The following is a 14,777-nucleotide window of genomic DNA, read 5'->3' as shown; positions in this document are numbered from 1 at the left end:
TACGAATTATTAGGATAACAAATGAAACGAATTGGAATACTCTCTTCACACAATGGAAGTGGTTTTGATACACTTTTAGAAGCTTGTGAAAATAAAACTATAAATGCACAGGTGATATTAGTAATATCTAATAACCAAGAGGCAAAAGTGTTACAAAAAGCATCATTAAGTCATGTTCCAAATTTTGTTGTAAATGCAAAAAAATATCCAGATGAAAACCTTGATGAAAAAATTACTAAGTTGATGCTTGAGTTCAAAGTTGATTATATATTCTTATCAGGCTATATGAAAAAAATAGAAGAAAATCTTTTAAAAAGTTTCCCTAATAAAATCATAAATTCTCATCCTGCATTATTGCCAAAGTTCGGTGGAAAAGGGATGTATGGAAGATTTGTTCATGAAGCTGTCATAAAAGAAAAACAGAAAGAATCAGGTTGCACAATACATTTTGTAAATGAAAATTATGATGAAGGAAAATATATAATTCAAGAAAAAATTTCTTTATCAAGTGATGAAAGTGTAGAAACTTTAGAAGATAAAATAAAAACTTTAGAGAAAAAAGCTATTGTAAAAGCATTTAAAAAAATATTAAGTTGAGTAGTATTTAATAGTAATTTTCCTATAATAAAATAATAATCGTTTTGGAGAAATAATGAAATATTTAGTTTGTGATGATTCTAAAATGGCAAGAAAGATGCTAATAAAAGATTTAAAAAATTTACTTGGTGAAGAAATAGAAGTTTTCGAGGCTACTAATGGATTAGAAGCTTTAAAACTGTATGAAGAGGTATCTCCTTTTATTACTTTTATGGATTTAACAATGCCTGAAATGAATGGATTTGATGCTGTAGAAAAAATATGCAAAGAAGACAAAAATGCAAAAATAATTGTAGTAAGTGCAGATATTCAAGAAGCTTCAAAAGCAAAAGCAAAAGAAAATGGAGCACTAGGATTTATTAAAAAGCCTATTAATGAAGAAAATCTTAAACAAATTCTTTTAAAACTAAAGGTTTTATAATGAACGATAGCAACTGTTTTAATGATGATCAAAAAGATTGTTTACAAGAGTTGATGAATATTTCTTATGGTTCTGCAACTGCAGCCATTGCTGATATTATTGGAAAATTTGCAAACCTTAGTATTCCTAAGATTACTACTTTGTCAAGTAGTGATTTTAAGGATTATATTCAAGAAAAAGTGGAACATTATCCTGCTTGTTATTTAGTTAGCCAATTAATTGATGGAAAACTTTCAGGGGAAAATCTTTTTTTAATTGATGAAAGTTCATTAAAAAATTTAGCCTTAGAATTTGATTTAAATGAATCAGATATAAATGAGGATGAACTAAAAGATGTAGTTTTAGAAATTACAAATATTATTTCCTCAACTACTTCTAGTAAATTAGCTGAATTAATAGAGACAGATATTTTATTTTCTCCACCTGATGTAAAAATAGTAGAATCTGCACAAAATTTGGAAGAACATTATCATGTGGAATATAATCATATAATAATTATTTCTACAGTAATAGAGTTTGAAGTTCAAAATATACATAGTGAATTAATTATGATGCTAAAAGATGATTCAATTGGATTTATGAAAAGTGCCTTAGATAAAATAATGGATGAGCTTTAATGGAACTTTTAAATAACAACATCATTTTTAATACCATTGATAATGGAATAATAATTTTAGATGAAAATCTAAATATAAAAGCTTGGAATAAGTGGCTTGAAGTTAAAACAGGTGTAAAAGCAAAAGATATAGTCAATCATGAAATTTGTGAAAAATTTCCTTATATAGATAAAAAAAAGTTAGTTAGAAAAGTAAAATCTGTACTAATAACAAAAAGTACTTCTTTTTTTAGTGTAGAACCCCATGAGTATTTAATTAAAATTCAATCAAATAGTATTATGGGAAAAGTTTTTAAATATATGAGACAAGATGTCACATTAGTACCTTATGATTTAGATAAAAGATTAGTTTGTTTATATATTTATGACCATACAAAACTTCATGAGACATCACAAAGATTAAAAAAATCAAATGAAGAGTTAAAAGAACTTTCAAGTAAAGATCCCCTTACTCAATTATATAATAGAAGATATTTTACAGAAGCAGCTATTACAATGCAGAGTCTTTCTATTAGAAATAATCATCATATCTCAATTATTATCTTAGATGTAGATAACTTTAAAAATATAAATGATACATATGGACACTCTGTTGGTGATAAAGTTATAGTTTCACTTTCAAGAATATTAGAAAATAACTGTAGAAAAAGTGATATTGTAGCTAGATTTGGTGGAGAAGAGTTTGTAATTCTTTTATATAATACTTCTTTATCTTTTGCCCAAAGTGTTGCAGAAAATATTAGGCAAAATGTGCAAGATTATTCTGTTGAAGTAAAAACAGGCAAATTTAGTTTTACTCTTAGTTTAGGGGTTGCTCAATTTGATGCACAGCTTGACAAAGATATTGAATCAACAATAAATAGAGCAGATAAGGCACTTTATAGTGCAAAAGAGAGTGGTAAAAACAAAGTTATAGTAGATCTATAACTTTGGTAAAGACCACTTTTTATAATAAGCTATCAATCTTAAAAGAACACCAAAAACAAATAATATAGTAATATTCAAAATATTTCTTTGCTCAAATAATTGTAAAATATACATACCTAATCCAACTATTATTGCAACTGTTCCATAAAACTCACTTACAAGTATTGATGGAACTCTATTTATTAGAATATCTCTAATTGTTCCTCCACCAACAGCTGTTAGAAAAGCTAAAATAAGAACACCTACAAAATTGAAGTCATTTTCAATAGCTATGATGGAACCAGTTATTGCAAAAGAGACAAGGCCAATGGCATCAGATATTATAAAGGCTATTTTTCCTTCAAAATCTGCTATTTTATGAAGTTTAAAAGCAAGAGATAAAAAAACTGTTCCAATTACAAGTGTTACAGGAAGTGTATCTGTAAAAATATATGGAGTTTTATTTGCAATTGTATCTCTAATCATTCCACCTCCAAGGGCTGTTAAGAAAGAAGAAATAACTATTCCTAAAATATCTAAGTTATAATGCACAGCGATTAAAAAGCCACTTGCTGCGAAGCAAATTATTCCTATGATATCTGCAATTTGTAAAGCTGTCATTTATTTAATAACTCTTTCATTTTATTTTTATGGATTATACTAAATTTTCTATTTGAAGTTGATTTTAAAGATATTGTTATTATTTTTGTACTCATACTCAAGTTTTAAGAAGTGTCTATTTAATATTTTAGCAACAATGCTAAGCCCTAATCCAAAACCATTTCTTTGGACTAATTCTTGGGTAAAAGGTTTTAAGTAATACTCTAACTCTTTTGATAGTTTTTCACCTTTGTTTTCCACTAAAATAGTTTGATTTTTTGCTTTTATATTTATAGGAAAAGAGCTTGCATATTTAAGGGCATTGTCAATTAAATTTTTTAAAGTAATACATAAATAATTTAAATCACCTTCTATTTTAAAATCATCTTCTATAATTAAATTTATTTTTGTTTCATCATTTATATATAATTTATCTAAAGCCTCTAATATCAAAGTTTCAGCACTAAATTTTGTAATATCAAGTTTTGAAGAGTTTAGTTTTTCAAGTTCTATTAGTTCATTTGTTAAAATTTCCAAATCAGAAAATATTTTCTTCAAAAGCTCTTTTTGCGAAAAGTCATCAATTTTTTCTATGGCAAACTTACCCTTAGCAATTGGGGTTCTAAGTTCATGCCCAATATCTCTAAGTAGGGCCTCTCTTGTTTTAATTAACTCTTCTAGGTTAGTGGCCATCTTATTGAAGGTATTTGCTAATATTCCAATTTCATCATTTGATTTGATTTTGATTCTTGCACTTAAATCACCCTTTGAAAAACTCTCTATTTCTTTTGTGATTTTTTTAAGAGGTGAGAGCAGTTTAATAATATATAAAAATATAAGAAATAAAACAAAAACATCAAGAAAAACCAAGGTATTCAGTGTAAATTTTTCATTTAGGTTTTTTTCATCTTGGGTTTTTAAAATATATTCATCTTCAAGATATTTTATATGAAGAATAAGTTCATCATCAAAGCCCTTATGAAATATAGAAATAGAGCCAAAAGTGTGAGCTTCACTGTATAAAATCTTTTCTTCTTTTGTTTGATTTTTGGTGATGGGTTTTAGTTTATACTCTTTAATTATTTGATTTACTAAATTTGTGTTATCGATATTTTCATAAATCTCAGTTGCTATTTTTAAATATTTGTCTTTTATTAGACTATCTATTCTTTGGGAATTTATACTATCTATCCAATATCCAATAATACTCATAAGAATAAGACTTATGATAAATAAAATAGAAATCTTTTTTGTTATACTCATTTTAACTCACAAACTTATAACCAACACCCCAAACAGATTTTATATATTTTGGGTTTTTGGAATCATCACCGATTTTATATCTTATATTTGAAATGTGCATATCTATTGTTCGATTTTTTGTATTTGGATCTAGGGAAGTGGCATGAAGTATTTGTTCTCTTGAAGATATTTTATTTAGGTTATCTATTAAAAAAATAAAAATCTCAAACTCTATTTTAGTAAATTCAACTGGAAAATTATCAACTATTACTTCTCTATTTTCTTTGTTTATTTCAAAAGCACCAACTTCTATTTTTTTACTTGAGTATTTTTTTAGAATATATTCTATTCTAAGTACTAACTCCCTTGGTTCATATGGTTTTGCTAAATAATCATCAACTCCTAATTCAAAGCCATGTATTTTATTTCCAATATCACCCCTAGCAGATGAGATAATAATAGGTATATCTTTTATCTCTTTTAACTTTTTAAACAAATCAAATCCATCCATTCCAGGTAACATCAAATCCAATATAGCAATACAAAAATCTTGGTTTTTACAAAATTCATCAAGGGCATCTTTCGGATTTGCAAATGAAATACAATCAAAGTGATAATCTTTTAGATAATCACTTATCAAACTTTGCATTTGCAAATCATCTTCTATAAGTAGTACTTTTCTATTCAATTCTCCACTCCTTTAAAAAGTGAGAAAATTTCTCTTTTTGTGTATCATTTAATATATCATGAATCTTTTTTAGATTTTCTATTTCTATTTCTTTTGATTTTTGGTTAATCTCATCTAAAACTTTTTCATAAGCTATTTCGTCAAAATCTTTTTTTGTTATTATTTGAGTTAATTCTTTTTCTTTTTTTCTTTCAAATTTATAAAATCTTTTAGACTCTTTTTTATATCTTTTTAATACCTCTTTTAGCTTAGATAATTGGTTCTTGTCAAGATTTAGATAATCTAAATTTTTATAAATATGATGTCTATATTCTTCATTTTTTTCATGGTGCTCATACTTATCTGCAAAAAGATTAGAAGTGAAAATAATACTACATAAAAGAGCTAATATTTTTAATTTTATCATTTTCAATTAATCCTTTCTCCACATCACTATGGCAAGCTTTACAGTTTGCTTTACTTCTAACTTCTTTGTTTAAAAATACACTTTTTGGAATATCTTCATGTTTCTTTTTCCAATAAGTGGTTTGGGTCATGGCTATTATATCTTTATTTCCTATAGACTTTAGAATTTTGAAACTAGCTTTTTTTGTAGATTTTTCAGCACTAAATTCTACTAAAAAGTCTAAGATAATTTTCTCATCTTTTGCATCTAAGCTTGCATCATCTCCAAAATGATTCTCTAAATCTTTCATCAATATTCTCCATGATTTCTCAGGCAATAAATTTGGAGGGATACAGAGTATGGCACGATGCACACTCGCTTACAAAAAGAGGGTTTTCTTTTTTATAATCTACTGCTTTAAAAGTTGAAGCTATTAAAACATTATTTGGTTTTACAATATTAAATATGAAAAAAGAAACAAGAATAGCTAAAAACATAAAAGCTAAAAATTTTTGGAAAATATTTAGTTTTATTCCCTGCTCATTTTCACTTTTTTTATAACCTGTTACTATAGAGTTTAGCGTTTCATGTTTTTTATGAAGTATTCTATCACTGATTACTCCCAATATATGAGAAGCTAAAAGTACCAAAAATAGAGTTGATAAAAATTCATGAATATGTTTAAATAATTTCATATCTTCAAAAAAAGAGCTATTTAAATATGCAAATATTCCTTTTCCTTCTTGTATCCCATATGCTAAAACTCCAGTTATAACTGCAAAAAAGCAAACAACAAGCATACTTATCATGACATATGAAGCTATTGGGTTGTGTCCTACATATTTTTGTTTATCTTCAAAGATATTATTTAAAAACTCTTTTATATTTTTTTTGCCCATTGGGAAGTCTTTGAATTTTGAGTGTTTTGGACCAAAAATTCCCCATGCTAATCTAAATATTAAAAGTATAAATATTGCATATCCAATTATTGCATGGTATGATAACCATCTATCTTCTTCACTTGAAATAAATACTAATAAAATAAAAAAAGCAAATAAAAAGTGAAATACTCTTGTTGGTAGTGACCAAATATATATTTTTTGCATCTTATCTCCTAATCATCCCATCTTCCATAGTTTGGAATTTTTATATCTCTTTCACTGTATATTCCTCTTTGGGCTGTGGTATGACAAGCTACACAGTTAAATAATCCTTTTACTTCTTTTTGAGATAACATTGCAGGTCGTAACTCATTGTGTTTTCTGATGATATATGGAACTTTAGAAATAGATTCTAGAACATCCCCACTTCTTATACTATTTACAATTCTGCTACTTCTTTTGTATTCCATTGCTTTTTCAGCACTATTTTTATTTAAGTATTCTTTTATGATTTTAAAATCTTCTTTTGCAAGGCTGGCATCTGTGTTAAAGTGATTTTCTAAATTATTCATCATCTTATTCCAAGAAGCTGCTGGTAAAAGACCTGGTTGATATGCAAAGTGACAAGCACTACACTCTAGTTTATAGATTTTATTATCTACAGGTTTTACTCCAGGTCTTCCATTAGAGTAATGATTTTCTGCAAAAATTAGTGAACTTAGTAAGGTCAATATTATTAGAGCTTTCATTATTTATCCTTTGACAATATATAAGTTACAACATCACCTTTTTCTTGTGCTGTTCCAACTCTATTATAAACATCATTGAAATTTCTTCTTAGCCATTTTTCTATATTTTTTACTTCAGTAAATCTTTTTGGATTGGCTACTGGAGATAGTGGTTCTATTACTTTTCCAGTGAAGAAATTTTTGCTAGATTTTGTTAAATCAATACCATGGCAAGAAGTACATGATATCTCTTTGCCTTTTTTTCCCATATGTTTTGATGTGAAAATCTCTTCACCTCTTTTTATATCAAAACCTTTGAAGTTTGGATTTGATTTTTGAACTTCTACTTTGAGATCATTTAAATAACCATCAACAACAGAAGCATAAGTTAGATTTAGAATTAATCCTAGAAGAATTAGTAGTTTCATCTTTAAGCCTTTATGTTTTTATATTGTAAGTATAAAACAAAAGCTTAAAGTACACTAGAAGGTTTTCTTGACACTTTCTTTACAATTTAGAAAGTAATATACAACTCCAAGTCACAACAAAAATAAAAATACTAGTAAATACAATAGCACTTCCTACATCTTTTGCTCGTCCTGCCATCTTATGATGGTCTAAAGTTACAAGATCAACAACTCTTTCAATGGCACTATTTGTAGTCTCAGCTAAAAGCATACCCATCAAAGTAATAAACATCAAAAGTTTATTGGTAAGTGTTGTATCTATAAAAAATAGAGTTGGTAATAAAATTATAGTAATAATAAGTTCTACTTTAAAAGAGGTTTCTGTTTTTATTAAATCAAGTAATCCTTTTAAAGCATAAGAGGTATTTTTAAAAAAGTTATATTTGGGCTGGTTTCTCAAGTTCTTTCCTTTGTACTATTTTTGCAATTATTAAAATTATAAGCCAAGCTAAAATCATGGTGACGATGGTATGACTTAAAAAGTGATCGCCTATAAGCATTTTATAAAGCCCCATACTCCAACCAACAAAAAGGGCAAATCCTAAAGCAATTATTTTATTTTTTCTTTTCTTAAAAAGAAAAAAAAGTGCCATAAGAGCAAATCCACCACTTGCGTGCCCTGCTGGCCAACATTTGATTCTTCTTTCTTGAACAAAATCTTTTGGATAAGAATCTAAAATCTTTATATCTGGATATCTTCCTCCATAGTGCTCTAAATTCTTTGGACAAGGAGTATTTGTAATATCTTTTAATGTACCAGCAACTAAGGGCACAAATATAGAACTGAAAATAAGAATAATAAGGCCATTTCTGTATCTTTTTATAAGTTCTTTTTTTCTAAAAATAATAAATACTAAAAGTACAGAAAGAGCAAAAGTAATTAGTAGTTTTTTTATTCCATCGTATAACAAAAATCTTAATATAGGTTCATCTCTATTTAATATCCAACTATGGGTATCTATTTGAAAAAAGTAATTTTGTACATAGATATCCAAAGAAGTATATTGAAAAAGAGCAATAGTTAATACTAAACAAATAATTGTAAATAATATATATCTATTACTTTCTTGCATTTGCTAATATATCCATATCTTTTTTATAAACATTTGTTTCAAGTTCAAAAAAACCTAAAAGTGTATGAAAAAGATTATCTTGAGAAAATCTTTTATTGGAATATGTTTTTAATTTTTGAGTATCTATATCATCATCTCCAAACCACATGAGAGATCCTATATGTCTTTGTTCATCTGGTGCTATAAGATATGGCATTCCATGTAAATATAAACCATTTTCTCCTAAGCTTTCTCCATGGTCACTCATGTAAATTAAACCTGTATGATAATCATTTGAATACTGTTTTAAAAAGTTTATTGTTTTTGATAAGAAATAATCAGTATAAAGTATTGCATTATCGTAAGCATTACCAACTTCTTCTTGTGTACATTGTTCCAATTGATTGGTTTTGCAAACAGGTTTAAATTTTTCAAACTCTTTTGGATATCTTTTATAATATGCTGGTCCATGATTTCCCATTTGATGAAGAACAATTAGCATATCTTCATTTTTATGCTTTTCAATAAATTTATCAAGACCTATAAGCATACCTTCATCTCTACACTCTCCATTTTCGCATATTGTATTTACTTTAGGGTCTTTAAAATTTTGATAGTCAACTCTAAGTGCCACACCTTTTGAATCAGAATTATTATCTCTCCAAAGTATATTTACTTTTTTTGTATTATTTAATACATCAATTACATTTTCAGTTGAGATACCTTTTTTATAAGTATATTGACTTCTTGTATATATAGAAAACATACATGGAACAGAAACTGCTGTTGAAGTACCACATGAATACATATTTGGGAAGTTTACAATGTCTTCTTTTTTTAATAAAGGATTGGTCTCTCTTTTATATCCATTTAATGAAAATCTATTCGCTCTAGCTGCTTCGCCCACTACCATAACTAAAAGTTCTTTTTTATTATTCTTAATCTCTTCCGGTGAAAATTTTGCATCTTTACCAATTACTTCTAAAACTATTGGACCACTATTTATAGTTTTATTTATATAATTACCAATACTATATATCCAAAATATAGGATTTGCATGGTATCTTAAAGGTTTATGTTCTCTAAAGAATGAAGTATAAAACTTGCTTAAACTAAGAATCACAATAACAATTACTAATAATGAGATAATTATGGTTTTAAGTTTTGCAAAGATTTCACTTTTTAATGGTCTATAATTAATTTTTAGTTTGTAAATTATAAGTGAAGGTATAACTCCCAATAATAGAACATAAAGTACAAGTTGAAAACTAAATAAATCACTTGATTCACTTAAATTAGTTTGTAATGTGTTTCTTATCATTTCTGTATCAATTACAACATGATATGTATCCATAAAATATGCAGTAAAAGATGAGACGAATAGTACAATTATTAAAATAGGTTTTGTAGTATATTTAGATGCTACAAGTGAAAATAAGAATACAATTAAAGCTAATAGAACAAAAGTTATAGATAGTAGATAAATAATATTTGTTCCAGTAAAGGGATATGTTGTTATTATGCTCTTAAAAAAAGAGAGATTAAAAAATGTAGTTAAAAAAATAGCTACAAAAATTATCAGTTTATATTGTGTAAAGTTTTTCATTTTATTCCTCATAGTAATGCTAATAGAATTCTATTTAAGTTAAATTAATAAGTAGTTAACATAAAGTTAATCAACTTCTTTTTAGATTTCATCTAAAAAGAAGTAAAGGTTTTTCTGCTTTTTCTAGCATTTTAGAAGTGAAACTTCCAAATAAAACACTTTTTAATCTATTATGACTATATGCACCCATTGCGACAATGTCTAAACTATTATTTTTTTGATAATTTAGTATCTCTTCAACTTTATTATCACCTTCTAAAGAAGAAGTTTGTACTTCAAAATCTGCTTTGGCAAAAAGGTTTTTAGCTTCATTTAAAAGTTTTTGAGAACTTTGTTTATCTTTATTTATATTTACTATATGTCTAGTAATATTTGGGAATATTGGCTCTTTTGTAGCTTCATTGATAGCTTTATTTGCATAATCAGAACCATCATATGCCATTAAAATTGATTTTATTGGTGAAAACTCAGAGTTTACAAGAAGTATTGGAAGAGTAAGAGCTCTAATAATATCTTCAAGGTTTTTACTATTTTTATCAAAACCAATTATTGCAATAAAGGTCTCTTTTTCTAAATCTTCAAGATTCTCTTCAAAACTTCCATGTCTTTGAAGTGAAAAAAGATTTTCAACTCCTTTCTCTTTTGCATATTCACTAAAAGTTTTTAAAAGAGTTCGCCCTTTACTTATTAGTTTTTTACTCTCTTCTTGCTCTTCAAGGCTAAGTTGTTCAAGTAAAGTCTCCTTTGAACCAAATCCAATATTTCCTGACAAATCAACTTTTTTAGAGATATGTAAATGATCTACCACATTTAATAAGACAAGTGGTAAATTGTGAAGTTTAGAGATGTAAACTCCATATTCACAAGCAGCTTTACAATATGAAGAATCATCAATACAAACTAAAACTTTTTTTGAACTCATTTTAGTGTCCTCCCATTATTTTTTCAATTTCTTGTGGATCATCATGAATTCCAAATCTATCAATAATAGTTTTACTAGCTTCATTTTGACCGATTATTTCAACTTCTGCACCTTCTCGTCTTAATTTTATAACTGCTTTATCAAGCGCATTTACAGCTGAAATATCCCAAAAGTGAGCACGAGTTAGGTCAATAATAACTTTATCTAAAACCTCTTTAAAATCAAAGGCTTCATAAAATTTATCTGCACTGTTAAAAAATACTTGACCTACAAATTTGTAGGTTTTAATTGTATTATCTTCATTGTATGAAGTTTCATTGTACATAAAGTGAGAGATTTTATTAGCAAAAAATAGTGAAGCTAGTAATACTCCTGAAAAAACTCCATGTGCTAAGTTATGGGTATAAACCGTTACACAAACGGTTGTAAGCATCACTAAGTTTGTAGATATTGGTAGTGTTTTTAGGTTTTTAATTGAACCCCAATCAAAAGTTCCAATTGATACCATAATCATAACAGCAACTAATGCAGCCATTGGAATTACTGAGATTATATCACTTAAAAATACAACCATAATAAGTAAAAATATACCAGCTAAAAAAGTTGATAATCTTGTTCGTCCACCTGATTTTATGTTGATAACTGATTGTCCAATCATAGCACATCCAGCCATTCCTCCTAAAAATCCAGAAGCAATATTTGCAATACCTTGTCCTGCACATTCTCTATTTTTATTACTTTTTGTATCTGTTAATTCGTCAACTATAGTTGAAGTCATAAGTGATTCTAAAAGACCAACAACTGCTAGTGAAACAGAATATGGAAGAATGATAAGTAAAGTATCAAGATTTAGTGGAATATCTGGAAATAAAAATATTGGTAAAGTATCAGGTAGTTCTCCCATATCTCCAACTGTTCTTATATCAATTCCTAAAGAAAGTACAATAAGAGTTAAGGTGACGATTGTGACAAGTGGTGAAGGAATGATTTTCCCAATTTTTGGAACATAAGGAAATAGATATATGATAGCTAGTCCAAAGGCTGTAAGAGCATAAACATGCCAAGTTACATTTGTGAGTTCAGGAAGCTGAGCCATAAAAATTAAAATAGCCAAAGCATTTACAAAACCAATAACAACAGCTCTTGGAACAAAACTCATAAATCTTCCAAGTTTTAAATATCCTGCAATTATTTGAAAAACACCTGTTAATAAAGTTGCAGCAAGTAAATATTGTAAACCATAATCTTTTATTAGACTTACCATTACAAGTGCCATAGCTCCCGTTGCAGCACTAATCATTCCAGGACGACCTCCCACAAATGAAATCACAACAGCTATACAAAATGAAGCATAAAGTCCAACTTTAGGGTCAACTCCTGCAATAATTGAAAAGGCTATTGCTTCAGGAATTAGTGCTAATGCAACTACAAGTCCAGAGAGAGTATCTCCTCTTATGTTGCTAAACCATTCCTCTTTTTTAAAATATTTTTTTACCATTTTTTCTCCACTAGTTTTAAAATCCAAAATTTATAAATTTGATTGTTTTCTTAAGTTTTGAGGGAAAACTCCCCAATAAGAGTATCTTTTGGTGGAATTGTAGCCAAAAAGTTAAAAATCACAAAATAAATGGGATTTAGAACTTATTTTTTGTAAAGATTAACTTTACAGTTGTACCTTTGTTTTCAATACTTTTTAAGTCAATTTTTCCATTATGGCTTGAGATGATTTTTTCAACTATTGCCATTCCCAATCCTGTTCCGCCTGATTCTTTATTTCTACTTTTATCTGTTCTATAAAACTTCTCAAAAATCTTATTTTGTTCTTCTTGTGCTATTCCTATTCCTTTATCTTCAATACTGATGATTAGATTATTTCCTTCTATATAATTTTTTATAATGACATTTGTATTTTCATGACTAAAAGAGATAGCATTTTTTAGAATGTTTTTGATGGCTATTTTTAAAAGTTTTGTATGTCCTTTGATTTGGAAAATATCTATGATTTGTGATTGGATAGTTATATTTTTTAGTTTTGCATATAGAGACAACTCTTTTATTGCCTCGAGTGTTATTTCATCCATATAAGCATCTTCTTCATAGGTATCTATATTGTTCTCATTTTTTGCTAAAAAAAGTAAATCATCAATAGTGTTTTGTATCATCAAAACTTCATCTAAACAGACTTCTAATGTATCTTTATATTCCTTGGAATCTCTATCTTTTCTAAGTGCAATCTCTATTTCTCCTCTAATAATAGTAAGGGGAGTTTTAAGTTCATGGGAAGCATCACTTGAAAATTGATTTATTTTATCAAAAGATATTTCAAGTCTTTGAAGTAAACTATTGATTTCATTTGAAAGTTGTGAAATTTCATCTTTAGTATTTGAGTTTTTTAATCGCGCAGATAAAGTTGTGGCATTTATATTTTTTAAATCAAAAAGTATCTTTTCAATGGGTGCAAAAGATTTATAAATCAAAAAATATCCACCAATAATAGAGAATATTAAAATAATTGGAATAATAAAAAGCAAAATATAAAATAGATTTTCCATAGTATGATTTAATATTTTATAATCAGTCGCAACTTGCAAGATATAATTTTTATTATTCATTATAAATTTTATTTCACCAAGTATGTAGTTTTCGTATTCTACAAAATGAATAGTATTATTTTGTATGTGATTAAAATTAAGTGGTATTGAACTTGGGAAATATGAAGGACTTATTACTTTTAGTTCTTTATTTATTTCTATTAATTTTATGTACAAAGGTTTAAATTTATACTCATTTTCTTCTTTAAAATCCAATTCAGAAAGCTTGTTTTTGTGATGAATAATATCATCTGTAATATCTAAAATAATTACTTTTAATGAAGTCTCTATTTTATCAATAGTTGAAACTTGCAGAGTTTTATAAATAGAAAAAGCAAGAATTACTAAAATAAAGCCTTGAATTAAAACATTATATATAAGTAGTTTTCGTTTGATTGATAGCTTATTGAGCATCTATTTTAAATCCTAATCCTCTAATTGTTTTTATAAGCTTTTTTTCATAAGGCTTATCTATTTTATTTCTAAGTCTATAAATATAAACATTTACAATATTGCTTATATTTGATTCATCCATATTATTAAGCATAGATCCTAATACTGTTTCTGATAAAACTTTATTTTGATTTTTGATTAAATACTCTAAAAGTGAAAACTCTTTTGCTGTTAAAGTTATATCTTTATCTGCTCTTTTTGCTGTTTTTGCAAGTAAGTCAAGCTCTAAATCGGCTATTTTAAGTATGGTTTGATTTGAGTCTTTTGCTCTTAATTGCACTCTTATTCTTGCTAATAGTTCAGAAAAAGAGAAAGGTTTAGGCAAATAATCATTTGCTCCAATATCTAAGCCTTTTATAGTATCTTCAATACTGTCTTTTGCAGTTAACATAATCACAGGTGTGTTTATATTACTAGCTCTTAATTTTTTGCACACTTCTATTCCATTAAGTAAAGGAAGCATAATATCAAGTAAAATCAAATCATAACTATTGACACTTGCTAAATATAATCCCTCTTCACCATTATGTGAATAATCTATACTATAAGACTCTTCTTCTAAGCCTTTTTTTAAAAAGTTTACGATTTTTACATCATCTTCGATTATTAAAATTTTCATTTG

Annotated in this window: 19 protein-coding genes; 4 read left to right on the top strand and 15 right to left on the bottom strand. The window is 27.0% G+C overall.

Going from position 1 to position 14,777, the window contains the following annotated elements; translation table 11 throughout:
- The first annotated feature begins 21 nt into the window (after positions 1 to 21).
- Genes purN through LXN10_RS06690 form a run of 4 tightly spaced genes read left to right on the top strand, consistent with a single transcriptional unit; the run spans position 22 to position 2,561 of the window.
- Entirely contained in the window at positions 22 to 597 is a 576-nt protein-coding gene (purN, locus tag LXN10_RS06705; RefSeq protein WP_375725096.1) for a phosphoribosylglycinamide formyltransferase, read from the top strand.
- 55 nt (positions 598 to 652) lie between these two features.
- Entirely contained in the window at positions 653 to 1,018 is a 366-nt protein-coding gene (locus LXN10_RS06700) for a response regulator (protein ID WP_375725095.1), read from the top strand.
- The gene (locus LXN10_RS06695; RefSeq protein WP_375725094.1) at positions 1,018 to 1,635 is read left to right on the top strand and encodes a chemotaxis protein CheC; all 618 of its coding nucleotides are present in this window, start codon (positions 1,018 to 1,020) and stop codon (positions 1,633 to 1,635) included. The genes LXN10_RS06700 and LXN10_RS06695 overlap by 1 nt, the downstream gene beginning before the upstream one ends.
- Positions 1,635 to 2,561 carry a sensor domain-containing diguanylate cyclase gene (locus LXN10_RS06690; protein WP_375725093.1) on the top strand — a complete coding sequence of 309 codons (927 nt, stop codon included), beginning with the start codon at positions 1,635 to 1,637 and terminating at the stop codon, positions 2,559 to 2,561. The genes LXN10_RS06695 and LXN10_RS06690 overlap by 1 nt, the downstream gene beginning before the upstream one ends.
- On the opposite strand, the gene LXN10_RS06685 is transcribed toward LXN10_RS06690, so the two are convergent.
- The 15 genes from LXN10_RS06685 to LXN10_RS06615 all read right to left on the bottom strand — a co-directional run bounded on the left by LXN10_RS06685 (position 2,556) and on the right by LXN10_RS06615 (position 14,774).
- Positions 2,556 to 3,161, bottom strand: coding sequence for a trimeric intracellular cation channel family protein (locus LXN10_RS06685; RefSeq protein ID WP_375725092.1), 606 nt, complete (start codon positions 3,159 to 3,161; stop codon positions 2,556 to 2,558). The genes LXN10_RS06690 and LXN10_RS06685 overlap by 6 nt on opposite strands.
- A gap of 48 nt (positions 3,162 to 3,209) precedes the next feature.
- Complete coding sequence (locus LXN10_RS06680; RefSeq protein WP_375725091.1) at positions 3,210 to 4,403, bottom strand: ArsS family sensor histidine kinase; 1,194 nt, start codon at positions 4,401 to 4,403, stop codon at positions 3,210 to 3,212.
- 1 nt (position 4,404) lies between these two features.
- Positions 4,405 to 5,070, bottom strand: a complete 666-nt coding sequence (locus LXN10_RS06675) for a response regulator transcription factor (protein ID WP_375725090.1) — start codon at positions 5,068 to 5,070, stop codon at positions 4,405 to 4,407.
- On the bottom strand, positions 5,063 to 5,476 hold the full coding sequence (locus LXN10_RS06670; protein WP_375725089.1) for a Spy/CpxP family protein refolding chaperone: 414 nt from the start codon (positions 5,474 to 5,476) through the stop codon (positions 5,063 to 5,065). Before LXN10_RS06670 ends, LXN10_RS06675 begins: the two co-directional genes overlap by 8 nt.
- The gene (locus LXN10_RS06665) at positions 5,442 to 5,765 is read right to left on the bottom strand and encodes a cytochrome C (protein ID WP_375725088.1); all 324 of its coding nucleotides are present in this window, start codon (positions 5,763 to 5,765) and stop codon (positions 5,442 to 5,444) included. Before LXN10_RS06665 ends, LXN10_RS06670 begins: the two co-directional genes overlap by 35 nt.
- A gap of 19 nt (positions 5,766 to 5,784) precedes the next feature.
- On the bottom strand, positions 5,785 to 6,561 hold the full coding sequence (locus LXN10_RS06660) for a cytochrome b/b6 domain-containing protein (RefSeq protein WP_375725087.1): 777 nt from the start codon (positions 6,559 to 6,561) through the stop codon (positions 5,785 to 5,787).
- Positions 6,562 to 6,569: 8 nt separating this feature from the next.
- Entirely contained in the window at positions 6,570 to 7,085 is a 516-nt protein-coding gene (locus LXN10_RS06655) for a diheme cytochrome c (protein ID WP_375725086.1), read from the bottom strand.
- Entirely contained in the window at positions 7,085 to 7,492 is a 408-nt protein-coding gene (locus tag LXN10_RS06650; RefSeq protein ID WP_375725085.1) for a DUF1924 domain-containing protein, read from the bottom strand. The genes LXN10_RS06655 and LXN10_RS06650 overlap by 1 nt, the downstream gene beginning before the upstream one ends.
- A 79-nt stretch (positions 7,493 to 7,571) precedes the next feature.
- Entirely contained in the window at positions 7,572 to 7,931 is a 360-nt protein-coding gene (locus LXN10_RS06645) for a diacylglycerol kinase (RefSeq protein WP_375725084.1), read from the bottom strand.
- On the bottom strand, positions 7,909 to 8,604 hold the full coding sequence (locus LXN10_RS06640; protein ID WP_375725083.1) for a phosphatase PAP2 family protein: 696 nt from the start codon (positions 8,602 to 8,604) through the stop codon (positions 7,909 to 7,911). Before LXN10_RS06640 ends, LXN10_RS06645 begins: the two co-directional genes overlap by 23 nt.
- Positions 8,591 to 10,189, bottom strand: coding sequence for a phosphoethanolamine transferase (locus LXN10_RS06635; protein WP_375725082.1), 1,599 nt, complete (start codon positions 10,187 to 10,189; stop codon positions 8,591 to 8,593). The genes LXN10_RS06640 and LXN10_RS06635 overlap by 14 nt, the downstream gene beginning before the upstream one ends.
- Positions 10,190 to 10,277: 88 nt before the next feature.
- Positions 10,278 to 11,111 (bottom strand): universal stress protein, encoded by an 834-nt coding sequence (locus LXN10_RS06630; protein WP_375725081.1) that lies wholly within the window; start codon positions 11,109 to 11,111, stop codon positions 10,278 to 10,280.
- 1 nt (position 11,112) lies between these two features.
- Positions 11,113 to 12,609, bottom strand: a complete 1,497-nt coding sequence (locus LXN10_RS06625; RefSeq protein ID WP_375725080.1) for a SulP family inorganic anion transporter — start codon at positions 12,607 to 12,609, stop codon at positions 11,113 to 11,115.
- Positions 12,610 to 12,745: 136 nt separating this feature from the next.
- Positions 12,746 to 14,116 carry a sensor histidine kinase gene (locus tag LXN10_RS06620; protein WP_375725079.1) on the bottom strand — a complete coding sequence of 457 codons (1,371 nt, stop codon included), beginning with the start codon at positions 14,114 to 14,116 and terminating at the stop codon, positions 12,746 to 12,748.
- Positions 14,106 to 14,774, bottom strand: a complete 669-nt coding sequence (locus LXN10_RS06615; protein WP_375725078.1) for a response regulator — start codon at positions 14,772 to 14,774, stop codon at positions 14,106 to 14,108. The genes LXN10_RS06620 and LXN10_RS06615 overlap by 11 nt, the downstream gene beginning before the upstream one ends.
- Positions 14,775 to 14,777 lie beyond the last annotated feature (3 nt).

Source organism: Arcobacter iocasae (assembly GCF_042214795.1).
GTDB lineage: Bacteria > Campylobacterota > Campylobacteria > Campylobacterales > Arcobacteraceae > Arcobacter > Arcobacter iocasae.
This window is presented reverse-complemented; position numbering and strand designations above follow the sequence as displayed.

Bases quoted from the DNA above. Each gene is read 5' to 3' on its own strand.
- purN (WP_375725096.1), top strand. From the start codon at position 22: ATGAAACGAATTGGAATACTCTCTTCACACAATGGAAGTGGTTTTGAT.
- LXN10_RS06700 (WP_375725095.1), top strand. From the start codon at position 653: ATGAAATATTTAGTTTGTGATGATTCTAAAATGGCAAGAAAGATGCTA.
- LXN10_RS06695 (WP_375725094.1), top strand. From the start codon at position 1,018: ATGAACGATAGCAACTGTTTTAATGATGATCAAAAAGATTGTTTACAA.
- LXN10_RS06690 (WP_375725093.1), top strand. From the start codon at position 1,635: ATGGAACTTTTAAATAACAACATCATTTTTAATACCATTGATAATGGA.
- LXN10_RS06685 (WP_375725092.1), bottom strand. From the start codon at position 3,161: ATGACAGCTTTACAAATTGCAGATATCATAGGAATAATTTGCTTCGCA.
- LXN10_RS06680 (WP_375725091.1), bottom strand. From the start codon at position 4,403: ATGAGTATAACAAAAAAGATTTCTATTTTATTTATCATAAGTCTTATT.
- LXN10_RS06670 (WP_375725089.1), bottom strand. From the start codon at position 5,476: ATGATAAAATTAAAAATATTAGCTCTTTTATGTAGTATTATTTTCACT.
- LXN10_RS06665 (WP_375725088.1), bottom strand. From the start codon at position 5,765: ATGAAAGATTTAGAGAATCATTTTGGAGATGATGCAAGCTTAGATGCA.
- LXN10_RS06660 (WP_375725087.1), bottom strand. From the start codon at position 6,561: ATGCAAAAAATATATATTTGGTCACTACCAACAAGAGTATTTCACTTT.
- LXN10_RS06655 (WP_375725086.1), bottom strand. From the start codon at position 7,085: ATGAAAGCTCTAATAATATTGACCTTACTAAGTTCACTAATTTTTGCA.
- LXN10_RS06650 (WP_375725085.1), bottom strand. From the start codon at position 7,492: ATGAAACTACTAATTCTTCTAGGATTAATTCTAAATCTAACTTATGCT.
- LXN10_RS06640 (WP_375725083.1), bottom strand. From the start codon at position 8,604: ATGCAAGAAAGTAATAGATATATATTATTTACAATTATTTGTTTAGTA.
- LXN10_RS06635 (WP_375725082.1), bottom strand. From the start codon at position 10,189: ATGAAAAACTTTACACAATATAAACTGATAATTTTTGTAGCTATTTTT.
- LXN10_RS06630 (WP_375725081.1), bottom strand. From the start codon at position 11,111: ATGAGTTCAAAAAAAGTTTTAGTTTGTATTGATGATTCTTCATATTGT.
- LXN10_RS06625 (WP_375725080.1), bottom strand. From the start codon at position 12,609: ATGGTAAAAAAATATTTTAAAAAAGAGGAATGGTTTAGCAACATAAGA.
- LXN10_RS06620 (WP_375725079.1), bottom strand. From the start codon at position 14,116: ATGCTCAATAAGCTATCAATCAAACGAAAACTACTTATATATAATGTT.
- LXN10_RS06615 (WP_375725078.1), bottom strand. From the start codon at position 14,774: ATGAAAATTTTAATAATCGAAGATGATGTAAAAATCGTAAACTTTTTA.